A 22,133-nucleotide genomic window follows, 5' to 3' on the forward strand; every position below is an offset into this window, starting at 1 on the left:
GTCAGGCGACCCCGGCGTGCAGCAGATCATGCATGTGAAGCGCGCCGACCAGATCGCCATCCTCGCACACGAACAGCAGGGTGATGTTGCGATCGTGCATGATGCGCAGCGCTTCCGACGCCAGTTCGTCGGGACCGATCGACTGCGGCGTCACGGTCATGAAACGGCCGACCGCATCGGTCAGATTCTGCTTGCCGGTCACGGCCCGGCGCAGATCGCCATCGGTGAAGGCGCCGATCAGCTGGCCACGCTGGTCGACGATGGCCGTGCCGCCAAGGCGCGCACGGGTCATCTCGATCGTGGCGTCGAGCAGCGAGGAATCCTCGCACACCCGCGGCACGTCGCTGCCCGCCGACATCAGTTCGCGCACCTTGACGAGTTGCGCCCCAAGACGGCCATTGGGGTGGAATTTGTAGAAATCGTCGGCCGAAAAGCCGCGCATTTCCATCAGCGACATCGCCAGTGCGTCACCAAAGGCCATCTGCAAGGTGGTCGAAGTGGTGGGCGCCAGCATGTTCGGGCAGGCTTCGCGCACCGCCGGCATCAGCATGCAGACATCGGCAGCCTCGGCCACGGTGCTCTGCGCCTGCGCCGTCATCGCCAGCAGCGGGACGCCGAAGCGCTTGCAATAATGGATGATCGGCCCGAGTTCGGTGGATTCACCCGAATGGGACAGCATCAACACGACATCGTCCGGCGTCACCATGCCCAGATCGCCATGGCCGGCGTCGGCCGGATGCAGGAACAGCGCCGGCGTGCCGGTGGAGGTGAGCGTCGCCGTCATCTTGCGCGCGACGATGCCGCTCTTGCCGATGCCGGTGACGATCACCCGTCCCCGGACATTGATGATGATACCGACGAGCCGCAGGAAGGCGGCGGAAAATTCCCGGTCGGAAAATTTGGCTTCGAGTGTATTGAGCCCCCTGGCTGCCAGGGCGAGACTGCTGCACGCCGTCTCCACAATATGCGCACCCGAGCCGAAAGGAACGATCTTCGAAACTGTCGACACGCTTCTTGCCCTTTTTTCCGCGTATCGCCGCCGACATGCTCCGGCTGACGCCCGCGGTGTCGATGCGCCTTGCCAGCGCAGCGTCCATCCCTTGTTCCGCGACCCCAGGCCGATTTTGCAATCAGCACCCTGCAACTGTCTACGCCGTTTCAGGCACTTATGGCAATCCATTTCGCAAGTGCGGCAAGGGGCACTGAAGTCCGAAGGCAGGGGGAATGGGGCAGAAATACAAGATGAAATGAGCTAAATCATCGACAAGCCGAGGAACTTTTCGACGGCTCGACATATGTCGCAACACTCACAGGCGATGATAGTCGCGATACCAGTTGACGAATCGGGGCACGCCCGACTCGATCCCGGTGGTGGGCGCAAAGCCGATATCCTGGGCGATCGCACTGATGTCGGCGAAGGTCGCCGGCACGTCGCCCGGCTGCATCGGCTGGAAGTCCAGCTGCGCCTTGCGCCCCACAGCCTCCTCCAGCACGGCGATCAGGTGCATCAGTTCCTCGGGCCGATTATTGCCGATATTGTAGAGCCGATGCGGCGCCCGGCTGCCGCCCGCCTTGAGCGCGCCGTCATCGCCCGGCGGGGAATCAAGGCAGCCGATCACCCCGGCGACGATATCGTCGATATAGGTGAAGTCGCGCTGCATCCGGCCATGGTTGAAGACCGGGATCGGTTCGCCGGCAAGGATCTTCTGGGTGAAGATCCACATCGCCATGTCGGGCCGGCCCCAGGGACCATAGACGGTGAAGAAGCGCAGCCCCGTCATCGGCACGCGGAACAGATGGGCATAGGTCTCGCTCATCAGCTCGTCCGCCCGCTTGGTCGCGGCATAGAGGGAAACCGGATGATCGGTGCGATCCTCGACCCGGAAGGGCAAGCTCTCGTTGCCGCCATAGACGGACGAGGAAGAGGCATAGACCAGGTGACGCACCCGCCGTTCCCGCGCCAGTTCGAGCATGTTCACATGGCCGGCGAGATTGGAGCGGACATAGGCATGGGGATTGATCAGCGAATAGCGCACGCCGGCCTGAGCGCCGAGATGGACGATCGCCTCGATCGGATGATCGGCGAGCAGCGCCTGAAGTGCGGGCATGTCGGCGAAGTCCAGTTCGGCGAAGGTGAACAGCTTGCCATGGCGCTGTTCGAGCGCCGCGATCCGGTCGCGCTTGAGCGAAACCTGATAATAGTCGTTGAGATTGTCGATGCCGATCACGGCACGCCCGTCGGCCAGCAGCCGGTCCGCCACCGCCATGCCGATGAAGCCGGCCGCGCCGGTTACCAGGATCGTCAAAGCGTCATCCTCCTTGATCGGGCCGACAGGCGGGTCGCCGCCAGAGCCATGGCGGTTCACAGACAATCCGACGCGCGATGTAAAGCCCTTTCCCTCATAAGCCGTTCGATACAGGCTTCCATGCGGCGGAATACTTAGGCATTCCCTAATCTTTCCCGGCTAAGGCGAGGCGATGGACATGGCAGCGCACCCATCTCCCCCCTTGCCATCCGACAGCCTGGCGCTGACGGACCCGCGCGCGCGCTGGGCGGCGCTGGCGGAGGGTGCGGCCGAACCCAATGCCTTCTACGCGCCCGACCTGCTGGCGGCGGCGATCGACCATCTGGCCGGCAATGGTGACGTGCGCCTGATCGAGGCGCAGGCGGATGGCGAGCTGATCGGCCTGTTGCCGGTGACGGTGCAGGCGCGCCACGGCCGCTTGCCGATCGGCTGCGTCGCCAACTGGATGCACGACCATTGTTTCTTCGGCGCGCCGCTGATCCGGCGCGGCCAGGAGATGGCGGCGTGGCGCAGCCTGCTGGCGCAACTGGATGCGGCCGAATGGGCGCCCCATTTCCTGCACCTGCGCGCACTGGACGCGGCCGGCGCCAATGCCGCCGCGCTGGAGGCGCTGTGCGTCGAACAAGGGCGCGGCCGGCGCGAGGTGCATCGCCATGACCGGGCAATGCTGCGATCCGACCTGTCGGCCGACGCCTATTGGGAAACCCATGTCCGCGCCAAGAAGCGCAAGGAAATCCGCCGCCTGCAGAAGCGACTGGCGGAATTGGGGACGGTCGAGCAGCGATTGCTGGACGATGGCGCCGACCTGCCGCGCTGGTGTGGCGATTTCCTGGCGCTGGAGGCGTCCGGGTGGAAAGGGCGAGAGGGCAGCGCACTGGCGAGCAGGCCGGATGACATCGCCTTCTTCCGCGCCGCCTGCGCCGCCGCCTTTGCGGCGGGTCGGCTGCATTTCCTGCGCATCGACCTGGATGGCCGGGCGATCGCGATGCTGGTCAATTTCCGCCATGGCGACGGCGCCTTTTCCTTCAAGATCGCCTTTGATGAGGAGATGGGCCGCTTTTCACCCGGCGTACTGATCGAGATCGCCAATCTGCACGCGGCGCAGGATGATCCGGCGATCGGCTGGATGGACAGTTGCGCCGCCGCCGATCATCCGATGATCGACAGCCTGTGGGCCGAACGCCGCAGCATCGTGCAATATCGTATCGCCCTGCAGGGCAAGGGCGCGACGCGCCTGCGCCGGGCAGCGGCCTTTGCATTGGCCGGCGGGGTCGAACGGATCGCCAGCCGCATGAAAGGACAGGAATGACCGTGCATAGCCCGATGGCGCCCGCCACCGACGCGCCGCATTTTTCGGACAGCGCGCGCGCCGCCTTTGCCGCCGCCTATCCCGACCAGCCAACCAAGCTGACGCATCAACTGGTCGGGCATGAGTTGCTGACGCTGGATGCGCTCGCGACGCTGGCCGAGCGGATGCCGGCGAGCGCGGTCGAATATAATCTCGGCAAGCTGCCGCTGGGCGTGCGGCCGGAGGATACGCCGTCCAACGGGCTGAGCCTGGGCGAGACGATCCGCACGATCGAGAGCAATGGCAGCTGGGCGGTGCTGAAGAATGTCGAGCGCGACCCGGCCTATGGCGCGTTGCTGGATGCGGCGCTGGCGGAGCTGGAGCCGATCGTCGCGCGCAGCACCGGGCCGATGCTGCACCGCGAGGCCTTCATCTTCCTGACCTCCCCCGGCAGCGTCACCCCGTTCCACATGGACCCGGAGCATAATATCCTGCTGCAGATCATGGGGACCAAGGTGATGACCGTGTTCCCGGCGCGCGACGAGGAACTGGTGCCGGCGCGCAAGAGCGAGGAATTTCACAATGGCGGCCATCGCAACCTGATCTGGCAGGACGGGTTCAAGGCGCGCGGCACCCCCTTCCCGCTTGCCCCCGGCGAGGCCGTGCATGTGCCGGTCAAGGCGCCGCATTTCGTGGAAAATGGCCCAGCCGTATCAATCAGCCTGTCGATCACCTGGCGGTCCGAACGCAGCGTGGCGGAGGGCGAACTGCACAGTTTCAACGCCCTGCTGCGCAAGCGTGGCTTGCCGACCGGCGCGGTGAGCGAACGCCCCGAACAACAGGGCATTCGCCGCTTCGTCTATCGCGTCATGCGGAAGCTGGGCGTTTAAGCAGCTTGCGCGCCAGCGCCTCGGCCTCCAGCCGGGGACTGAAACGCTCCACATGCCACCATTCCAGCGCTTCCTCGCGCGTGGAGAGGCTCTGCTTGTAGCGATCCTTGCCGGCGAGCAGCGAATAGAGCCGGAAATCCTGCGCGGCATAATGGCCGACGGCGGCGGCGTGACAGAGCAGGCCCGGCTTGTCCTTGGCCGTGCGCGGCTGGGCAAAGGCGGACTGATAGTTCATCGCCTGCCCGTCCTGCACGAAATTGACCAGCAGGCCGACCGCGCCGCCGGCATCGGCAAAGCGCAGCAGTTCGACCGCGCCCGAGGGCAGGCCCCGCGCCGCGATGGTGGCGACGAACTGGCGAAAGCCCTGATCATCCCAGGCATTGTCGACATGGCGCCCCATGTTGAGCGCGGCCATCTCGTCCAGCCAGGGGGCGATGTCATCCAGCGTGCCGACCGTGACGTCGGGCAGCGGCCCGCCATGATCCTTCATCGCGCGGCGGATCTGGCTGCGCGTATTGCTGCTGAGCAGCGAGAGATAATCGCCGCCGGCGGCGCGCACGGCATCGAGATCGACCTGGTAGACGGGCGAGGCATCGACCCGCAGTTTGCGGCGAGCAGGCAGGCCCAGCAGCGGCGAATCCGGGGCGATACCGCTCAGCCGCAGCACGCGCCAGTCACGGCGCCGGGCGATGGCGTCGATCGCGGTAGCGACGGCCGCCACCTCCTGCCCGCGCGTGGCGAGCAGGCCATTATATTCGACATAGGGCCGATCCACCGCCGGATCGCCCGACTGGTTGAGGCTGAGCGTCGCCACCGGCCCCAGCAGGCGCGGGCGCATGACATGGCCGACCAGCGCCAGCGCGACATCCTGTCCGCTTTCATCGGTGACGGCGAGCAGTTCGGGCCGGACGCCATAGCTGTCGAGCCAGGCGCCCACCCAGGTCCAGCGCAGGAAGAAGGACGCATCGCTGCGCGCCTCCAGCGCCTGCCAGCGGGCGGCCAGCGCCGACCGGTCGGTCGGCAGGGAGAATGTCGCGGTGAGCCCCATCGCGCCCCTCTTGTGACAGAGCGGCGGCGGGAATCAAGCGCTTGCGATGGCTAAAGCCTGTTCCCCCGCCCAACCACCCGATCCAGTATCATCCTGTCGGGTGGCTGGGCGGGGGACCGGGCTGGAACCGGCCTTCTCAAACGGACTCTCACCCTCGAATGCGGCGCTGCGGATCGACCGTGCCGTCGGCGCGGATGCCGGCACGGGCCAGATCGCGGCGCATATGGCCGGTCAGGAAGCGCTGGAGCATCACGAAATCGGCGCGCAGCGACCAGAGCGGATAGCGGAAGGTGGCGGGGCGATTGCGCTCGATCAGCATATGGCTGACCCAGGCGAAGCCATAGCCGGCGACCGGCAGGGCGGCGGCCAGCCACCATCGACCCGTAATAGCCGCCGTGGCCGCGATGCCGACCACCAGGCTGGTCCCGGCATAATGCATGGCCCGCGTCGCGGGCCGGGCATGTTCCTGCAGATAATAGGGCCAGAAGTCCCGGAACCGGGTGATCTGGGTCATAAGGGGCATCCTCTCTGTTATGCCCCATCTTTTATACGTGGACGTTCAACTTGTTAAGCGCCACGCGCCGCTTGGGCGCAAAGAGGAAATAATCATAGGCCGCGCGGGCGGCCTGGGCCATGATCTGGTCGCGCGAGACATGACCCCGGCTGTCCTTCATCACGAAGACGGTGATGGCGAAGCGGCGGCCATCGGGCAGGCCGATGATGCCGACATCATTGCCGACGCCGTTGAGCGAACCCGTCTTGTGCGCGACCGGGGTGCCGGGCGGCAACATGCCCGACAGGCGCAGCTTGCCGGTCTGGCAATGGCCCATGATGGTGAAGAGCAGTTGCGTGCTTTCCGGCTTCAATGCCTTGCCCGATTCATAGGCGACCAGCAGCTGGTTCATCGCCAGCGGCGTCGCCGTGTCGCGCGGATCGAGCATGAAGTCCATGTTCGGCAGGTCGCGCACGTCACGCCGCTGGATCATCGGATCGGCGCGGCGGGCGGCGCCGGCATTCTGCTGGAAGGTGCCGGACTGGGGATTGATGCCCATGGCGCGGTAGAGAAGATGCGCGGTATCGCTGTCGACGCGCAGGCCATGGATGCCAAGGCCGGCAACGAAATCGCTGACCGCCTTCGGCCCGCCGGCGCGGGCGACCAGCACGTCGGTCGCATTATTGTCGCTGCGCGTCAGCATGAGGTCGAGCAACTGGCTGACCGGCAGGGTCGCGCCGGGGCGCGAGAACATCCAGGCGATGCCACCCTCGCTCGCCAGCGCGGGATCGAGCGCGAGCCGGTCGTCGAGCTTCAGGCTGCCGGCATCGACCAGCGAGAGGATACGGCCCGCGACCGCGACCTTGTAGGCGCTGGCCATGGGGAAGAGCGTGTCGCCATTACGCGACTGGATCTCGCCGGTCTGCAGATCCTGCACCGCGACGCCGACCGTGCCGTCCGACAAAGCGGCGAAGCGGTCAAACTCGGCCAGGAGATGCGCCTCCGCCGTCAGCAGCACCTGTGGCCGGGGCGGCGGACCAAAGGCATCGGCGCTCGGCAAGGGCGCAAAGAACAGGCCAAGGGCGGCGCAGCTGGCGCCAATTTGACGGAGAGACGGCATGGCCCGTCTGTCGCCCATCATGGGTCGGGTGGCAAGATATTTGATCGGCTTTTCCCGCGGTTGACGCAGGCATGCCGGGGGTTCATCACGCCGGCCATGAACGACACCATCAAGCTGCACGAAAGCTGGCGCGCGCCGCTGCGCGACCAGTTCGCCAGCCCCCATATGCAGGGCCTGAAACAGTTCATCGAAGCGGAAAAGGCGGCGGGCAAGCGCATCTTCCCCAAGGGGAATGAATATTTCCGCGCGCTGGACCTGACGCCGCTGGACCAGGTGAAGGTGGTGGTGCTGGGGCAAGACCCCTATCATGGCGAGGGCCAGGCGCATGGCCTGTGCTTTTCGGTCCAGCCCGGCGTGCGGACGCCGCCCTCGCTGGTCAATATCTACAAGGAGCTGGAAAGCGACCTTGGCCTGCCGCGCGCGCGACACGGCTTCCTGGAGCATTGGGCGCGGCAGGGCGTGCTGCTGCTCAACAGCGTGCTGACGGTCGAGATGGGCCGGGCCGCGTCGCACCAGGGCAAGGGCTGGGAGACATTCACCGACGCGATCGTCCGGCTGGTGGCGCAGAAGGAGGAGCCGGTCGTGTTCCTGCTGTGGGGCGCCTATGCCCAGCGCAAGGCCGGCTTCGTCGATTCCGGGCGCCATCTGGTGCTGAAGGCTGCCCATCCTTCGCCGCTGTCGGCGCATAACGGCTTTCTGGGCTGCCGCCATTTCTCGCAGGCCAATGACTTTCTGGAGGCCAAGGGGCGCGGCGCGATCGACTGGCGCCTGCCGGAGTTGGTGGCATGAGCGGGCCGGCGGTCGCCCTGCTCTATCAGGCGCTGCCGCCGCCGGTGATCGACGGGCTGCGCAAGGATGCCAAGCCCGGCGGCTATTCCGATGGCGGGGCCGATATCGGCTTTGCATTGAAGGGCTTAGGCCGCACGGTGGTAACACCGGTGCCCGCGCCCGATCCGGCGCAGGCGATGCAATGGGTATTCCCCGACACGGCCGACGGGATAGCAGCCGCGATCGCGGCGGGCGCCGACACGATCTGGGCCAATAGCGTGCTGTTCGAGGGGCATCCGATCGAGGCCGTGATGGGCCAGGTCGCGATCGTCGGCCAGACCCCGGCCGCCACGCAGAAATATGACGACAAGTTCGCCACCAACCGGATGCTGGAACAGGCCGGCTTGCCGGTGGCGCGCGGCTTTTTGCTGGCTGATCGGCCGAGCGAAGGCGTGCATGCGCTGGCCGATGTCGGGCAGGTTCTGAACGATCTGGCCATCCCCTTCCCGCTGATCGTGAAGCCCGTGCGTGGCCGGGGCAGCCAGGGCGTGACGCTGGTGCGCGATGGTGATGCGCTGAACGCCGCGGCCCGCAGCCTGATCGACGAGGGCAAGTTCGGCACGCTGCTGATGGTCGAGGAATTTCTGGACGGCGAGGAAATGACCATCACCGTCCTGCCGCCCACCGCGCCGCGCCCGTCAGGCGAAAGGGGCGACCGCCATTTCGCGCTGCGCCCGGTGCTGCGCTTCGACCAGAAGGACGGTGTCGCCCCCTATAATGGCGATATCGCGGTGACGCAGAACAGCGTCGCGATCGGACCGGAGCGGATGCAGGAAGCCCCGGTCATGGCGATGCTGGATGCCTGTGTGCAGGCGGCGGAGCTGGTGGAATCGCGCGCGGTGATCCGCATCGACTGCCGCGCCAATGCCAGCGGCCAGTTCAAGCTGTTCGACCTTAACATGAAGCCGAACATGACCGGTGCGGGCCGGCCGGGCCGCGCAGACCAGGATTGCCTGTCGGCGATCGCCGCGCGGGCCGATGGCTGGTCCTATGCCCAGATGCTCGACGCGATGCTGGCGACGGCCTGGAAATAACGCCCCTAAATCCAGTGCCCAGAATCATTGAGGCCCGGTCCCGCTTGCGCGGGCCGGACCCCTTCCCTCTCCAAACCGGAAAGTGGAAAAATCAGCCGTCGTAATCGCCGCCGATATTCTGGTTGCGCGGCGGAGCCGCTGCGGTCAGGCGCAGGGCCTCCGCCGACTGGGCGATCGAACCGATTTCATCGGGCGTATCGTCGTCGTCAATCTGGACCTTCTGCAGCGACGCAACGACCGAATCATGCAGGTCGGCGGGCAGAATGGTTTCCTCGGCGATCTCGCGCAGGGCGACGACCGGATTCTTGTCGCGGTCACGCTCAAGCGTCAGCTCGGCGCCACCGGAAATTTCACGCGCGCGCTGGGCGGCGAGCAGGACGAGATCGAAACGGTTGGTAACCTTGTCGACGCAATCTTCGACGGTGACGCGGGCCAATCGGGCCTCCTGAAAAATCAATAGGGAATCTTGAACTTGGCGCCTAGCAGTGGCGGCCTGTCGAGTCAATGAAAAGCCCATAAAGCCATGGCGCGCCGCGGCAAAGCGGCGCATGAAGGGGCCATGGCGTCGCGACAACAGCAAGCCCCGACCAGCCCGATCAGCGTCACGCTGAGCGGCAACCGACTGACCGTCATCGAAGAAGGCGCGGCGCTGCGCGATGCGCTGGTCAGACTGATCGACGGCGCGCGCACGAGCCTGAAACTCTATTATTATATCTTCGCCGACGATGGCAGCGGCCGGCTGATCTGCGAGCGGCTGGTGGCGGCGCGGGCGCGCGGCGTGGCCGTGACGCTGATGATCGACGGTTTCGGATCGTCCGATACGCCCGACAGCCTGTTCGCCCCGCTGATCGCGGCGGGCGCCCATTTCGGCCGGTTCGGGACGCGCCGGTCGACCCGCTATCTGATCCGCAACCATCAGAAGATCGCCCTGGCCGACGACAAAAGGCTGATGATCGGGGGCTTCAATGTCGAGGATGGCTATTTCGGCATTCCCGCCGACGATTGCTGGCGCGACCTGGGGCTGCTGCTGGAAGGGCCGCAGGCCGAGGCGATGGCGCGCTGGTATGGCCAGCTATGGCGCTGGGTCACGAGCAAGGGGCAAAGGTTCCGCACGTTGCGGGCGATGGTGCGGCACTGGCACCCATCGCTGCATCATGATCCGGCCGATCCGTTCCGCTGGCTGATCGGCGGGCCGACCCGGCGGCTGAGCCCCTGGGCGCAGGTGGTGAAGCATGACATGGACCGGGCGCAGCGGCTGGACATGGTCGAGGCCTATTTCTCGCCCGGCCGCGGCATGATGAAGCGGATCGCTCGCGCCGCCCGGCGCAAGGGCGCGCGCCTGATCCTGCCGGCCCTGTCGGACAATGGCGCGACGATCGCGGCGGCACGGCTGCTCTATGGTCCGCTGCTGCGCCGCGGGGTCGAGATATATGAATATCAGCCCTGCAAGCTGCACATGAAGCTGATCGTGATCGACGATGCGGTCTATATCGGATCGGCCAATTTCGACATGCGCAGCCTGTTCCTCAACCTGGAGTTGATGCTGCGGGTGGAGGATGCCGGCTTTGCCGAAGCGATGCGTGGCTTCATCACCCAGCGGACGGGCGAGAGCCGGCAGATTTCGCTGGAAACCTATCGCGCCAGCCGCACCGGCCTGACGCTGATCAAGCAGTGGATCAGCTATCTGCTGGTCGGCGTGCTGGACTATACCGTCACGCGGCGGCTGAATTTTCGCGATCCCGACGCGGACTGAGCGGAATATCGGGCGCGATGTTGCGGCGCAGGCTGGTGAGCGCCAGCAGCGCCAGCCGCCGATCATCGACCGCGCCGTTCCGGCCGATGGTAGCGAGCGCGGTGTCGATGGCCCGCACCAGCGCAGGATCGGGATCGCCCTGGCCCCTGGCGCCAAGCCGATCGAAATGCTGGCGCACGCGCCCCAGCACGACGTCGAGCAGCCGGTCGTCGCGGGCATGGGCGCGCACCCGGAAGCGGTGGAGATCGTCGAGCGACATGCCGACGCGCGTGTCGCGCAGGATATCGAGCAAGGGCGCGGTGGTGTCGCTGCCCAGTTCGGCAAGGCGCGGGGTCAGCAGGCCGATGCGGTCGAGCATGGTGTTGATCCATTTGACTGTATCGGGCTGCTGGCGCGGATCGGTGCGCAGGGCAAGATCGCGCCAGCCCGCCCGGAGCAGGCGCAGCGCGGATTGCTCGGCGCCCACGGTGCGGACCATCTTGAGCGCCCAGACCGCGAGCAAGGCGCCCAGCATCTGGGCGATGGCGGCATTGGCGAAACTGTCGAACTGCCCGGTATAATAGCCATCGAGGCCCATCAGGCCGGGCAGCGAAAGGATCATGCCAATCGCCATCGCCGCCAGCCGCCGCCGCACCATCATCGCGCCGACCAGCAGGAAGGCTGGCGCCAGCACCGCGACCAGCACCGGGAAGTCGGACACGCGCGGCAGGATGGCAAAGACATAGGGCGCGGCCACCAGCACCGCGCAGCAGGTGCCCTGCCACACTTTCCAGGCGGCGGGCGCGGGATCGTCCATATTGCTGAACAGGGCGCAGATGATGCTGGCGATGACGACCGCCCCTGCCCCGGCCGGCCAGGCCGACAATATCCAGAGCAGGCAGCCGATCAGCACGGTGAGGCTGGTCGCCAGCGCACCGCGCAGCGCCAAGCCATAATCGCGGTGCAGGACGCGGCGGCGGGCGTTGCGGATCGCTTCCCGCGCGGGCGGTGACAGGGGGATGCGGTCGGCGCCCATCGCCGCCTGCAACTCGCGGCAGATGGCATGGACGGCGACCAGTTCGGCCAGCCGGTCGAGCATGCTCAGTTGCAGCGCCGCATGCCAGGCGAAGGGCAAGCGGCAATCGGGCTCGCAGGCACGGGCGCGGGCGCGCAGCGCTTCAGGCGAGCCCCCCTTCCCGTCCGGCGCGCCCAGCCAGGCGACGACATCGTCCAGCAGGACATGGACGGCCGGCGGCAAAGCATTGGCGCGCTGCAACTGGCGACAGCGATCCTCGACCGCGCTGGCCAGCGGCAGCAGCAGGCAAAGCTGCGTCTCCAGCGCGCGCAGCACCCCGGCCTTCAGCCGCAGCGCGCTGCTTTCGAACGGCAAATGGGTGGCAAGCTGGTGCAGTTCGTGGATGTCGGTCGCCAATTGCCGGCGGTCGCGGGTCACGACTGCATCGCCATGGCCGACCCGCAGGGAATCGCGCGACCAGCGTTCGGCGTCGATCATGATCGCATCGATCCGCGCCTGAAGGCGAGCCGACACGGTGCGCGGGAAGACGAGGCTGTGGACCAGCGTGGCCGAGGCGATGCCGATGCCGATTTCCTGCGCGCGCAGGCTGGCGGCGGTGAAGATCGTCGCCTGCGCCTCGACCGCCGGGAAGGCCACGATGCCGGCGGTATAGCCCGCCAGCAGGAAGGTATAGGCGCGCGGCGTCCGGTCGAGCAGCGCGACGAAGGTGCAAAGCCCAAGCCACAGCGCCAGCGCGAGCGAGAGAAGTTCGGGGGCATTGCCGAGCAACGGCACCAGCAGGATCGCCACGCCCGCGCCGATGACGGTGCCGAGCAGGCGGAACATCGCCTTGGACGACACCGCGCCGGCGAGCGGCTGGGCAACGATATAGGCGGTGATGATCGCCCAATAGGGCCGGTCCAGCCCGATCCGCAGCGCGACATAATAGGCCAGCATCGCCGCGAGAAAGGCCTTGAGCGTGAACAGCGCGTCATGGCCGCCGTAGCGATCGGCCATCCAGCGCGCTTGAGGCAAGGCAGGCGTCACGCGGCACATCCAGCATCATCGGGCGGGGCCAGGCAGGGCGGCGACGCCGGTCGGGAGAATGAAAGCCGGACGCGTCGGCTCGCCACGCCGGATCGGGCGCGCATTGCTGGAGCTTCAGGCAAACCCTCTATGCGCCTGTCCATGTGGCGAAACAATATGAGCCCAAGGCACAGCCATTGTGCATGATATGCACAACCAAACAGGGCCAGCAGACATCAATCATCCCCTTGCCGCCGCCCCCGGCTTTCTGCACAGTCGCGCCGCCCAGCCGGGCCAGGGAGACGCATTTCCAAGCGTCGCACAATCAGAACAAGGACATCGCCCCATGCCATCCCGTCGCTTAGTTGCCGCCTTGCCCGCCGCCGCGCTGCTGGCCGCCAGCCTCAGCCCGCTGCACGCCGCCACCGCGGCCGATACGCAGGCCCGCGCCGGCGAGGCCGCCTTCCGCACCCTCTACAAGGAACTGGTGGAGACCGATTCGAGCTGGCCCAATGGCAGCTGCACGCTCGCCGCCGAACAGATTGCGACGCGGCTGAAGGCGGCGGGCTATGCTGATGGCGACCTCAATGTCGTGGTCGATCCGGCCCATCCCAAGGAAGGCAATCTGACCGCCGTGCTGCGCGGTTCCGATGCCAAGCTGCCCGCGCTGCTGCTGCTCGCCCATATCGACGTGGTCGCGGCCAAGCGCGCCGACTGGACCCGCGATCCCTTCACCCTGATCGAGGAAGGCGGCTATTTCTATGGCCGGGGCACGTCGGACGACAAGGCGATGGCGGCGAGCTTCGCCGACGCCATGATCCGCTTCAAGCAGGAAGGCTATAAGCCCAAGCGCACGATCAAGATGGCGCTGACCTGTGGCGAAGAGACGGAGAAGGCGCTCAACGGCGTCGAATATCTGCTGAAGAACAAGCCCGACGCGATGGCGGCCGGATGGGCGCTCAACGAAGGCGGCGGCGGGTCGCTGGACGAAAATGGCAAGCCGGTCAGCCATGGCGTGCAGGCGGGCGAGAAGGTCTATCAGGACTTCACCTTCACCGCGACCGCGCCGGGCGGCCACAGTTCGCGCCAGGAACCGCATTTCAACGCGATCGGCTGGATGGCGCAGGCGCTGGCCAATGTGAACGCCTATGATTTCCCGGTGAACCTGACCCCGGCGGCCAAGGCCTATTTCGGTGCATCGGCGCCGCTCTATCCCAAGCTGTCGCAGCCGATGGCCGCGGTCGGCGCGGGCAAGGCGACCGAGGCGGACTATGCCGCGATCTCGGCCGCCAATCCGAGCTGGAACGCCACCCTGCGCACCACCTGCATCCCGACGCTGATCAATGGCGGCCATGCCCCCAATGCCCAGCCCCAGTCGGTGACCGCGAACGTCAATTGCCGCATCATTCCGGGCGAGGATGTCGAGGCGGTGCGCGCGAAGCTGGCGCAGGTGGGCGGCGACGAGAAGGTCAAGGTGACGCTGGCCGATCCGCCGCAGCCCAAATCGTCGGCGCCGCAGCTGACGCCGCAGATCATGGAGCCGATCGAGGCGCTGACCAAGGAGATGTGGCCGGGCGTGCCGGTGATCCCGCGGCTTGCCACCGGGGCGACCGACGGGCGCTTTACCAATGCGGCGGGCATCCCTACCTATGGCGTGTCGGGGATGTTCGCCGATCCCGATGGCCAGGGGGTCCATGGCCTCAATGAGCGCATCCGGGTCAAGTCGCTGCTCGACGGCCGCGCCTTCCTCTATCGCCTGACCAAGGCCTATACCCAGTAATGCGCAAAGGGCTGGCCCGGATGACCGGACCAGCCCTTTTTATTTGGGTCAGCGCCGCACGGATCAGCGGCCGCTGCTGCCCAGCACCCGGACTTCGCCGACCGGATAGCCCTTCTCGGCCATTTCCTTGGCATAGTCGCCACGGGCATCGGCCAGTTCGGTGCGATATTCCTCCCAGGCGTCGCGATTATCCTCCGCATCGCTGGAATGGCGCAGATCCTTGGTCAGTTCCTTGCGCGCCTCGGCCAGGTCGGTCTGGTAATTGAACCAATAGTTGTTCTCCACGCCGGCGATCGGCGCTTCATAGACAAGCTGGTCCTCGACCGACGCCAGCTGTTCCTCATAGCTCACCGGGCCTTCCCCCGGAGCCGGGCCACGCGCCTGGGGCTGGGCCATGGCGGCGATCGGGGTCATGCCGACCATGGCGATGGCGGTCAGAAGCATCGAACGGTTCATGACGTTTCTCCTCTTTCCTCATCGAACCTGCGGCAATAACGCACCGGGACCGGCATTTTGCGCCTGAACGGATGTGCAGAATGGACGAAGCGAGGCGCGGCGGCGGTGGGCCGCAGCGCCCAAAAGGGCCTAATATCGGGCTTTTCCGCCCTGTTTTCAGGTGATTGGGATCAGATCAGCGGATCACCAGATAGAAGGTTGCCGGCGCGCTGCCGCCATTTTCTATCTCGATCGCATAGCGTTCGGTGAACAGCGGCAGCCAGGCGCAATCGGCCTGCGGCGCGGCGACCGGCTTGGCGCACAGCGTGCCGCCATCGGCATTGCGCACCCGGATCGACAGGGAGGCGGCCATGCCGGTGGCGCGCGCCACCGAAATCTGCGCGCGCTGGCCGGCAAGGAACAGCTGGCGCAGCGTCACCCGCCCGCCGGCCGCCAGAGACCCGCGGCGATAGGCGGGGCCAAGCGCGCGACCGCGATAGACCGGCCCGGCATGGACGGCGCCGCCAGCCTGCGCCTGCTGCGACCAGAGGGTGGACAGGTCATCCTGCCCCTCGGCCGGGCGCGCGCCGAGCAGCTTGAGAGTGTCGGCCGCCGCCGCGAGTGCGGCTTGATCGCCGCGCGCCTGCGCCAGATCACCCTCCGCCAGGGTGCGCATCAGCGCATCGGTCGGCATCGGCTCCTCGACCACCGCGACCGGGCCGACGCCCAGCATCAGCAGGGGCAGGAAGAGCCTAATCATCCGCCATCTCCGGCTGCACGACGAAGCGGGCGCCGGGCGCGGCATCCTCGACATGGATGGTCAGGCCATGGCGTTCGGCAATCGCACGGGCCAGCGCCAGACCCAGACCATGGCCGCTGCCGGGCGACGGATCGAGCCGGACATAGCGGTCGAAGACCAGTTCGCGCGCATCGGCCGGTATGCCCCGGCCATTATCCTGCACGATGATCAGCGGCCCCGGCGCCAGGCTGAGCAGCACGCTGCCGCCGCGCGGCACATATTTAAACGCATTGTCGAGCAGGTTGGACAGCAGCCGGGTGATCTGCATCGGATCGGCGCGGAAGGATATGCCCGGCGCCACCATCGCATTGAAGGCGATGCCCAGATCCTCCGCACTGGCGCCATAAAGGTCCGCCAGATTGTCGGCGATCTCGCTGAGATCGACATCGGCAAGGCCCCGGCGATCGCCGCGCAATGCCTGGGTGCCGGCAATGTCGAGCAGGGAATCGAGCAGCCGGACGACACTGCGTATCTCGTCGCGCGACCGACCCAGGGTGCGCAACAGCCCCTCATCCCCGGTCCGCTCCATCGCTTTCAGGATACGCGTGTCGAGATGCATCAGTGGGGTGCGGATCTCGTGCGCGGTCTGATCCGACACGGAGCGCTGGGCCTCCATCAGCCGCTGCACCTGATCCAGCATCGCATTGGTGTTGGCGGCCAGTTCGGCCAGTTCGTCGCTCGCGCCGGTGGCGCGGGCGCGTGCACCGATGTCGCCGGCGCGCACCGCGTCGAAGACATGGTTGATCCGTTCGACCCGGCGGCGCAGGCGGCGCGCGGCGAAATGGCCGGCGGCAAGGCTGAGCAGGGCAACGATGGCCCCGGCAATGCCAAAGGCGATGGCGAGCCGGGTCTGCAGCGCCCGCGCCCGAATATTGCTGCGCCCGACGATCAGCCGGGTGTCGGGGCCAAGCAGCGTCGCCCGCGCGAACATGCGGTCCCCGCCGGGCAGGCGGATCAGCCGGGCTTCGGATACTTCGGACGCCAGGGCGGGCCAGTGATCGATATTGCCCGCCACCCGGCGCCCGGCCGCATCGGCGAGCAGATAATAGGCCTTTTCGCTATCGCCGCGCTCCATCGCCAGGCGATCGGCGATGCGCGCCCTCAGTTCCGCCTCGCCACTGCTGACATAGATGTCGGCCAGGCCCGCCAGATCGGTATCGACCTCTCGCCCCAGCATCAAGCGCCCGTCGGTCTCGACGATCTTTTCGACCACCATGAACAGCACCAGCGTGGATGCCAGGCTGACCAGCAGGGCCGACAGCGTGACCCGGCCGAAGACCGAGCGCAGCAGGCCGAACCTAGCCATGGGCAGCGATCAACCGATAGCCGGTGCCCCAGACCGTCTCCAGCACGGCGCTGTCGAACCCTTCCTCCAGCTTGCGGCGCAGGCGGCCGACATTGACGTCGACGACATTGGTCTGGGGATCGAAGCTGAGTTTCCACACATGGCGCAGCAGCATTTCGCGCGTGACCACTTCGCCGGCATGTTCCATGAGGTAGCGGAACAGCGCAAATTCCTTGGGCGACAGCGGCACATGGCGGCCCGCGCGATGGGCGGTGCGCGCCTTCACATGGCATTCCAGATCGCCGAACAGCAGCACCGAATCATGCTGCAACCGCCCCGCCCGGCGCCACAAAGCGCGCACGCGGGCGACCAGTTCGTCCGGCTCGAAGGGCTTGGCCATATAGTCATCGACGCCGCTTTCCAGCCCCTCGACCCGATGCTCGCTGCGGCCGAGCGCGGACAGCATCAGCACCGGCGCCTCGATCCCGGCGACGCGCATGCGCGTCACCACGTCGATGCCCGAAAGATGCGGCAGGGTGCGATCGAGGATGATGACATGATAGCGGCCCGATGCGGCGCGCTTGAGCCCTTCGGCGCCATCCTCGGCCAGGTCGACGACCATGCCGGCGCGGACGAGGATTTCGGCGATATTGGCGCGGGCCGCCGGGTCATCTTCCACCAGCAGCACGGAAATCGGGTCGGTTTGCGCCATCTTCACCGCCTGTCAGATAGCGCGAACGGCCGCCAGTGACAAAGCCTGTTAAGGCGGTCACTGGCGGCCGTTAAGAAATACAGCCAGATTATCAGATCATTATCAGATCTTGAGCCCCGCGCGCAGCATCAGCGCACCGATGATCAGCAGATAGACGCCGAAAATCTTCTTCAGCGGCCCGGCGGGCAGGCTGTGGGCGGCGGCCACGCCCAGCGGCGCGGTCAGCATCGACATCGATGCGATCGCTATCGTCGCGGGGATGTTGATATAGCCCAGCGAACCCCAGGGGAGGCCGCCTTCGCGGAAGCCGATGATGGCAAAGCCGATGGTGGTCGGGATGGCGATCAGCGTGCCGATGCCCGATGCGGTGGCGATGGCGCGGTGGATGGTGCGGCCGCACAGCGTCATCGTCATGATGGCAATGGTGCCGCCGCCGATGCCCAGCAGCGAGGAAAAGGTGCCCAACCCGCCTGCAATGCCGATGCGCGCCAGCCCCGACGGCATCTGGTCGCTGATCACCTTGCCGTTCAGCACCGGGATCAGGAAGTTGAGCGACATCAGGATGACGCCTGCGCCAAAGATCATCTTGAGCGTGCGGCCATCGACATGGCCCGCCAGCACGACGCCTGCGCCGCAGCCCAATATGATCCAGGGCGCCCATGTCTTGAGGACGTCAAACTCCACCGCCCCGCGCTTGGAATGCGCCAGCAGCGATCGGATGGAGGTCAGGATGATCGTCGCAGCCGACGTGCCGATCGCGACATGGGCGATGCCGTCCTTCGTCCCGCCCAGCAGCGGCAGCACGACCAGCAGCGCCGGCACGACGACGAAGCCGCCGCCGATGCCGAAGATGCCGGCGGCAAAGCCGGCGAGCAGGCCGGCGGCCAGCATGGCAACCAGCGGCACGAGCCAGGTCATGATATCACCGGACATCAGCACGCCCCTTTCTGCAGTGCGCGACCGGCGCGCATGATGGAGCGATCGCCTTTTTGGATCAAGGCGGCGAATGTGGGGAAATCGACCATGATGTTAAACCATGCCTCTCTTCGGCGGAACCAGGATGCATGGGGGGCATGTGGTCATGTCCCCCTGCCCGACTAGACGAACGAGATCTTGGAACCCGCAAGAGAATCCATGGCGTTTATTTGACAATCGGGAAACAAAGCCCGGCGACGCGACGTCGCGCCAGACGAAAAACGGGGCAAAATAAAAGGACGCCAGCCCCGCAAGGGAGGGCTGGCGTCCTTTTGCCCGGCGCCTGTCGGGGACGCCGGGAAACAGGGGGCGGCGCGATCAGGCGATCGCGTCTTCCGCCGGGGTGTAGGGCAGGCCCAGATCGTCAGCGACGGCCTTGTAGGTGACCTTGCCGTCCCAGACATTGAGGCCCGCGAGCAGGTGAGGATCGCGGCGCAGCGCGTCCTTCCAGCCCAGTTCGGCGATGCGCAGCGCATGCGGCAGGGTCACGTTATTGAGCGCATAGGTGCTGGTGCGGGCGACCGCGCCGGGCATGTTGGCGACGCAATAATGGACGATGCCGTCGATGATGTAGGTCGGGTCGGCATGGGTGGTGGCATGGCTGGTTTCGAAGCAGCCGCCCTGGTCGATCGCGACGTCGACCAGCACCGCGCCCTTCTTCATGGTCTTGAGCATGTCGGCGCTGACCAGCTTGGGCGCGGCGGCGCCCGGAATCAGCACCGCACCGATCACCAGATCCGCCTCGGCCACGCATTCGGCCAGGTTCGCGCGGTTCGAGAAACGGGTCTTGGCCCGCGCCTCGAAATACATGCCGAGCTTTTCGAGCACTTCGGGATTGCGGTCGAGAATGGTGACGTCGGCGCCAAGGCCGGCCGCCATCTGCGCCGCGTTGAAGCCGACGACGCCGCCGCCGATCACGACGACCTTGGCCGGCAGCACGCCCGGCACGCCGCCCAGCAGCACGCCGCGGCCCCCATGCGCCTTTTCAAGGGCTGTGGCACCGGCCTGGATCGACATGCGGCCAGCGACCTGGCTCATGGGCTTCAGCAGCGGCAGGCCGCCGCTGGCGTCGGTCACGGTTTCATAGGCGATGCAGGTCGCACCTGAGGCGATCAGGTCGCGGGTCTGCTCCGGATCGGGCGCGAGGTGGAGATAGGTGTAGAGGATCTGGCCGGGGCGCAACATCGCGCGCTCGACAGCCTGCGGCTCCTTCACCTTGACGATCATCTCGGCGCGCGCGAACACTTCGGCGGCGGTGGCGATGATGGTGGCGCCGGCCCGTTCATAGAGCGCGTCATGCGCGCCGATGCCCTCACCCGCGCCGGTCTCGACCAGAACCTCATGGCCATGGGCCGTCAGTTCATGGACGCTCTCGGGGGTCAGGCCGACGCGATATTCGTGATTCTTGATTTCCTTGACGGTGCCGACGATCATGAGACGCTCTCCATTTTGCAGCGGGATGGCCCATCCTGAAAGGACAACGCAGCCCCGCCGGTTGTGGCCCCATCATATCGCCAAGCGGGTGGCGATTGTTCCCTGATTTGCGCTTGCGATCGCCCGCATGCAGGACGATATATCGAGAAATCTTATTTCATCGGGATGACATTGCATGGATCGGTTCGACATCGCGTTGCTGGAGGCGCTGCAAAGCGATTCCCGCCGGTCGATGAACGAGCTGGGCGAGCAGATCGGCCTCTCCTCCTCCGCCTGCCATCGCCGCATCCGCGCGCTGGAGGATGCCGGCATGATCGAGGGCTATGCCGCCCGGCTCGATCCGGCGGCGCTGGGCCTGACGCTCCAGGCCTTTGTCGAAATTTCGCTGACCAGCCAGAGCCGCGAGGCGATGGAACGGTTCGAGACCGCGGTCGCGGGCTTCCCGGAAATATTGGAATGCCATCTGATGGCGGGCCAGGCCGACTATCTGCTGCGGGTCGCCGCCGCCGACCTCAAGGGCTTCGACGCGGTCCATCGCGACTGCCTTGCCCGCCTGCCCGGCGTGTCGGCGATCCGCACCAGCTTCGCCATCCGCCGCATCCGCGACTGGCGCGGCTATCGGCTGCGCGATCTTCCTCTTTAAGGCGCCAATCGCACCGGCACCGGCGCATTGCACAGATCGACGCCACCCGCCGGCCGGTCGTAGAAATCATCCTTCCGGTTGGCGCGCAGGCGCAGATAGTCGGCGAAGCTGGCCGAGCCGGTATCCATCACCTCGACATGCGGCTGCTCCGCCTGCGGCAGATCGCTTGACAGCCGCACCGAGACGATCGGCAGCTTGCGCTCGGCATCGGTATAGAAGCCCAGATCACCACTGCCACGCGGCAGGCTGGTGAGCGCGGTCATCCCCTCGACGATGCGACCGACCACGGCGATGTTGCGATCGAGCTGGCGCGGCGCCTGACCGATCACGGTATAGAGTTCCGCCCCCGTGCCGGCATCGGGCGACATGTTGCGGCCGACGCCGATCATGCCATAGCAGTGCGGCAGCCAGGCGGCGTCCCCGTCGATCGCCACCGGCCAGCCATCGATGAAGCCGGTCGCGCGCGCATAGGGATCAGGATAGGGCAGCGGCGTCAGCTTCGCCTTCATGCCCCCAAGCGGCTGGACATAGTCGGCCGGACTGGTCGGCGCGAGGCCGGTAGGCAGCGGCTTCTTCTCGGTCGCGTCGCCCCATTGGACGACATAATTGTCCTGCACCCGGTTGATGCTGGTGCCGTCCCACCAATGGGCGGTGGCGAGCGCGCGGATATTGGCGACATGGCGCGGACCGAATTGCAGCGCCAGCTGGATCAGCACGCGCTTGCCGCCCTCGATCGTCATCACCAGCAGATCCTGCGCCGGGACGGTGCGCCAGGCACTGGCCGGCGCCTGCGCCACGACTGCGCTGGGCGTGGCCGGCGGATCGGCCGCATCGGCAGCGGCAAGGGGCAGGATGGCGATGAAGGGCGCGAGCAGCGCGGCACGGCGGCGAAGGGTCATGACGCGATCAAACAATTGCTGCGCAAGAAAGTAAAGCACCCCTTGCCTAGTGCGTTGTCGCGCGATAGGGAGCCGCCTCCAGTGCGATGGAATATGAACCCGATTCACGCCGCTTACAGCGACGATGGGGTTCCTGCGGAGCGGTGGCCGAGTGGTCGAAGGCGCTCGCCTGGAAAGTGAGTATACGTCAAAAGCGTATCGAGGGTTCGAATCCCTCCCGCTCCGCCATTTCATCTAACAAGTCATTGATTCTAAACGATTTTTTAGATTTAATAGATTTTCAACCCACATATTACCCCACATACTTGTTGGGAACGATTGGGAACCGCTGGCACGACAAGGCTCGTCAGGAATCAGAACTAGCCTCATCGGAGGCCTGCCAATCCTAAAG

At 66.3% G+C, this 22,133-nt stretch carries 21 protein-coding genes and 1 tRNA gene; 8 read left to right on the forward strand and 14 right to left on the reverse strand.

The window, feature by feature from the left end; all coding sequences use genetic code 11:
• Position 1: 1 nt before the first annotated feature.
• Both VHN57_RS15395 and VHN57_RS15400 read right to left on the reverse strand, forming a co-directional pair.
• On the reverse strand, positions 2 to 1,009 hold the full coding sequence (locus VHN57_RS15395; protein ID WP_037507643.1) for a KpsF/GutQ family sugar-phosphate isomerase: 1,008 nt from the start codon (positions 1,007 to 1,009) through the stop codon (positions 2 to 4).
• 298 nt (positions 1,010 to 1,307) lie between these two features.
• Positions 1,308 to 2,306: an NAD-dependent epimerase/dehydratase family protein gene (locus tag VHN57_RS15400; protein ID WP_097385717.1), complete on the reverse strand. Its 999-nt coding sequence runs from the start codon at positions 2,304 to 2,306 to the stop codon at positions 1,308 to 1,310.
• 172 nt (positions 2,307 to 2,478) lie between these two features.
• Here VHN57_RS15400 and VHN57_RS15405 point away from each other — a divergent pair, with 172 nt between their 5' ends.
• Together VHN57_RS15405 and VHN57_RS15410 are read left to right on the forward strand one after the other, a co-directional pair.
• Positions 2,479 to 3,615 (forward strand): GNAT family N-acetyltransferase, encoded by a 1,137-nt coding sequence (locus VHN57_RS15405; protein WP_423284399.1) that lies wholly within the window; start codon positions 2,479 to 2,481, stop codon positions 3,613 to 3,615.
• Positions 3,612 to 4,484, forward strand: coding sequence for a cupin domain-containing protein (locus VHN57_RS15410; protein WP_278985759.1), 873 nt, complete (start codon positions 3,612 to 3,614; stop codon positions 4,482 to 4,484). Before VHN57_RS15405 ends, VHN57_RS15410 begins: the two co-directional genes overlap by 4 nt.
• Here VHN57_RS15410 and VHN57_RS15415 read toward each other — a convergent pair.
• The 3 genes from VHN57_RS15415 to bla all read right to left on the reverse strand — a co-directional run bounded on the left by VHN57_RS15415 (position 4,462) and on the right by bla (position 7,145).
• Positions 4,462 to 5,532 (reverse strand): GNAT family N-acetyltransferase, encoded by a 1,071-nt coding sequence (locus VHN57_RS15415; RefSeq protein ID WP_278985758.1) that lies wholly within the window; start codon positions 5,530 to 5,532, stop codon positions 4,462 to 4,464. The two genes, VHN57_RS15410 and VHN57_RS15415, sit on opposite strands and share 23 nt — an antisense overlap.
• 148 nt (positions 5,533 to 5,680) lie before the next feature.
• Positions 5,681 to 6,046 (reverse strand): DUF962 domain-containing protein, encoded by a 366-nt coding sequence (locus tag VHN57_RS15420; RefSeq protein ID WP_017498987.1) that lies wholly within the window; start codon positions 6,044 to 6,046, stop codon positions 5,681 to 5,683.
• 31 nt (positions 6,047 to 6,077) lie between these two features.
• Positions 6,078 to 7,145, reverse strand: a complete 1,068-nt coding sequence (gene bla, locus VHN57_RS15425) for a class A beta-lactamase (protein WP_010338315.1) — start codon at positions 7,143 to 7,145, stop codon at positions 6,078 to 6,080.
• Between the two features lie 96 nt (positions 7,146 to 7,241).
• Here bla and ung point away from each other — a divergent pair, with 96 nt between their 5' ends.
• Both ung and VHN57_RS15435 read left to right on the forward strand, forming a co-directional pair.
• Positions 7,242 to 7,934, forward strand: coding sequence for a uracil-DNA glycosylase (ung, locus tag VHN57_RS15430; protein ID WP_159366987.1), 693 nt, complete (start codon positions 7,242 to 7,244; stop codon positions 7,932 to 7,934).
• Positions 7,931 to 9,007, forward strand: a complete 1,077-nt coding sequence (locus VHN57_RS15435; RefSeq protein ID WP_278985756.1) for a D-alanine--D-alanine ligase family protein — start codon at positions 7,931 to 7,933, stop codon at positions 9,005 to 9,007. Before ung ends, VHN57_RS15435 begins: the two co-directional genes overlap by 4 nt.
• A 91-nt stretch (positions 9,008 to 9,098) precedes the next feature.
• Here the strand turns inward: VHN57_RS15435 and rpoZ are convergent, their stop codons facing one another.
• Positions 9,099 to 9,443, reverse strand: a complete 345-nt coding sequence (rpoZ, locus tag VHN57_RS15440; protein WP_004208279.1) for a DNA-directed RNA polymerase subunit omega — start codon at positions 9,441 to 9,443, stop codon at positions 9,099 to 9,101.
• Positions 9,444 to 9,530: 87 nt separating this feature from the next.
• Here rpoZ and VHN57_RS15445 point away from each other — a divergent pair, with 87 nt between their 5' ends.
• Positions 9,531 to 10,760 (forward strand): phospholipase D-like domain-containing protein, encoded by a 1,230-nt coding sequence (locus tag VHN57_RS15445; protein WP_423284405.1) that lies wholly within the window; start codon positions 9,531 to 9,533, stop codon positions 10,758 to 10,760.
• Here VHN57_RS15445 and VHN57_RS15450 read toward each other — a convergent pair.
• Positions 10,720 to 12,771, reverse strand: coding sequence for an FUSC family protein (locus VHN57_RS15450; RefSeq protein ID WP_278985754.1), 2,052 nt, complete (start codon positions 12,769 to 12,771; stop codon positions 10,720 to 10,722). The genes VHN57_RS15445 and VHN57_RS15450 overlap by 41 nt on opposite strands.
• Before the next feature lie 355 nt (positions 12,772 to 13,126).
• Here VHN57_RS15450 and VHN57_RS15455 point away from each other — a divergent pair, with 355 nt between their 5' ends.
• Complete coding sequence (locus VHN57_RS15455; RefSeq protein WP_278985753.1) at positions 13,127 to 14,560, forward strand: M20/M25/M40 family metallo-hydrolase; 1,434 nt, start codon at positions 13,127 to 13,129, stop codon at positions 14,558 to 14,560.
• Positions 14,561 to 14,623: 63 nt separating this feature from the next.
• On the opposite strand, the gene VHN57_RS15460 is transcribed toward VHN57_RS15455, so the two are convergent.
• The 6 genes from VHN57_RS15460 to ald all read right to left on the reverse strand — a co-directional run bounded on the left by VHN57_RS15460 (position 14,624) and on the right by ald (position 20,200).
• Positions 14,624 to 15,016: a hypothetical protein gene (locus VHN57_RS15460; RefSeq protein WP_004208283.1), complete on the reverse strand. Its 393-nt coding sequence runs from the start codon at positions 15,014 to 15,016 to the stop codon at positions 14,624 to 14,626.
• A gap of 175 nt (positions 15,017 to 15,191) precedes the next feature.
• Positions 15,192 to 15,755, reverse strand: a complete 564-nt coding sequence (locus VHN57_RS15465) for a hypothetical protein (protein WP_278985752.1) — start codon at positions 15,753 to 15,755, stop codon at positions 15,192 to 15,194.
• A complete protein-coding gene (locus VHN57_RS15470; protein WP_423284409.1) occupies positions 15,748 to 17,100 on the reverse strand; it encodes a sensor histidine kinase in 1,353 nt (450 codons plus the stop codon). Before VHN57_RS15470 ends, VHN57_RS15465 begins: the two co-directional genes overlap by 8 nt.
• On the reverse strand, positions 17,093 to 17,791 hold the full coding sequence (locus VHN57_RS15475; RefSeq protein WP_278987969.1) for a response regulator transcription factor: 699 nt from the start codon (positions 17,789 to 17,791) through the stop codon (positions 17,093 to 17,095). Before VHN57_RS15475 ends, VHN57_RS15470 begins: the two co-directional genes overlap by 8 nt.
• 102 nt (positions 17,792 to 17,893) lie before the next feature.
• Positions 17,894 to 18,724: a sulfite exporter TauE/SafE family protein gene (locus VHN57_RS15480; RefSeq protein WP_004208288.1), complete on the reverse strand. Its 831-nt coding sequence runs from the start codon at positions 18,722 to 18,724 to the stop codon at positions 17,894 to 17,896.
• A gap of 360 nt (positions 18,725 to 19,084) precedes the next feature.
• A complete protein-coding gene (gene ald, locus VHN57_RS15485; protein WP_017498976.1) occupies positions 19,085 to 20,200 on the reverse strand; it encodes an alanine dehydrogenase in 1,116 nt (371 codons plus the stop codon).
• A 175-nt stretch (positions 20,201 to 20,375) separates the two neighbouring features.
• Between ald and VHN57_RS15490 the strand changes: the two genes are divergently transcribed.
• The gene (locus VHN57_RS15490; RefSeq protein WP_069338080.1) at positions 20,376 to 20,843 is read left to right on the forward strand and encodes an Lrp/AsnC family transcriptional regulator; all 468 of its coding nucleotides are present in this window, start codon (positions 20,376 to 20,378) and stop codon (positions 20,841 to 20,843) included.
• Here the strand turns inward: VHN57_RS15490 and VHN57_RS15495 are convergent.
• The gene (locus VHN57_RS15495) at positions 20,840 to 21,742 is read right to left on the reverse strand and encodes a peptidylprolyl isomerase (RefSeq protein ID WP_278987966.1); all 903 of its coding nucleotides are present in this window, start codon (positions 21,740 to 21,742) and stop codon (positions 20,840 to 20,842) included. The genes VHN57_RS15490 and VHN57_RS15495 overlap by 4 nt on opposite strands.
• A gap of 137 nt (positions 21,743 to 21,879) precedes the next feature.
• Here VHN57_RS15495 and VHN57_RS15500 point away from each other — a divergent pair.
• A tRNA-Ser gene (locus tag VHN57_RS15500) sits at positions 21,880 to 21,970 on the forward strand.
• The last annotated feature ends 163 nt before the right edge of the window (positions 21,971 to 22,133 follow it).

Source organism: Sphingobium salicis subsp. salicis (assembly GCF_049472635.1).
GTDB classification, from domain to species: domain Bacteria; phylum Pseudomonadota; class Alphaproteobacteria; order Sphingomonadales; family Sphingomonadaceae; genus Sphingobium; species Sphingobium yanoikuyae_A.

What these genes read in the sequence shown, in the direction of transcription:
- VHN57_RS15405 (WP_423284399.1), top strand. Translation starts at nt 2,479, where the DNA reads ATGGACATGGCAGCGCACCCATCTCCCCCCTTGCCATCCGACAGCCTG.
- VHN57_RS15410 (WP_278985759.1), top strand. Translation starts at nt 3,612, where the DNA reads ATGACCGTGCATAGCCCGATGGCGCCCGCCACCGACGCGCCGCATTTT.
- VHN57_RS15415 (WP_278985758.1), bottom strand. Translation starts at nt 5,532, where the DNA reads ATGGGGCTCACCGCGACATTCTCCCTGCCGACCGACCGGTCGGCGCTG.
- VHN57_RS15420 (WP_017498987.1), bottom strand. Translation starts at nt 6,046, where the DNA reads ATGACCCAGATCACCCGGTTCCGGGACTTCTGGCCCTATTATCTGCAG.
- bla (WP_010338315.1), bottom strand. Translation starts at nt 7,145, where the DNA reads ATGCCGTCTCTCCGTCAAATTGGCGCCAGCTGCGCCGCCCTTGGCCTG.
- ung (WP_159366987.1), top strand. Translation starts at nt 7,242, where the DNA reads ATGAACGACACCATCAAGCTGCACGAAAGCTGGCGCGCGCCGCTGCGC.
- VHN57_RS15435 (WP_278985756.1), top strand. Translation starts at nt 7,931, where the DNA reads ATGAGCGGGCCGGCGGTCGCCCTGCTCTATCAGGCGCTGCCGCCGCCG.
- VHN57_RS15445 (WP_423284405.1), top strand. Translation starts at nt 9,531, where the DNA reads ATGGCGCGCCGCGGCAAAGCGGCGCATGAAGGGGCCATGGCGTCGCGA.
- VHN57_RS15450 (WP_278985754.1), bottom strand. Translation starts at nt 12,771, where the DNA reads ATGGCCGATCGCTACGGCGGCCATGACGCGCTGTTCACGCTCAAGGCC.
- VHN57_RS15455 (WP_278985753.1), top strand. Translation starts at nt 13,127, where the DNA reads ATGCCATCCCGTCGCTTAGTTGCCGCCTTGCCCGCCGCCGCGCTGCTG.
- VHN57_RS15460 (WP_004208283.1), bottom strand. Translation starts at nt 15,016, where the DNA reads ATGAACCGTTCGATGCTTCTGACCGCCATCGCCATGGTCGGCATGACC.
- VHN57_RS15465 (WP_278985752.1), bottom strand. Translation starts at nt 15,755, where the DNA reads ATGATTAGGCTCTTCCTGCCCCTGCTGATGCTGGGCGTCGGCCCGGTC.
- VHN57_RS15470 (WP_423284409.1), bottom strand. Translation starts at nt 17,100, where the DNA reads ATGGCTAGGTTCGGCCTGCTGCGCTCGGTCTTCGGCCGGGTCACGCTG.
- VHN57_RS15475 (WP_278987969.1), bottom strand. Translation starts at nt 17,791, where the DNA reads ATGGCGCAAACCGACCCGATTTCCGTGCTGCTGGTGGAAGATGACCCG.
- VHN57_RS15480 (WP_004208288.1), bottom strand. Translation starts at nt 18,724, where the DNA reads ATGTCCGGTGATATCATGACCTGGCTCGTGCCGCTGGTTGCCATGCTG.
- ald (WP_017498976.1), bottom strand. Translation starts at nt 20,200, where the DNA reads ATGATCGTCGGCACCGTCAAGGAAATCAAGAATCACGAATATCGCGTC.
- VHN57_RS15490 (WP_069338080.1), top strand. Translation starts at nt 20,376, where the DNA reads ATGGATCGGTTCGACATCGCGTTGCTGGAGGCGCTGCAAAGCGATTCC.
- VHN57_RS15495 (WP_278987966.1), bottom strand. Translation starts at nt 21,742, where the DNA reads ATGACCCTTCGCCGCCGTGCCGCGCTGCTCGCGCCCTTCATCGCCATC.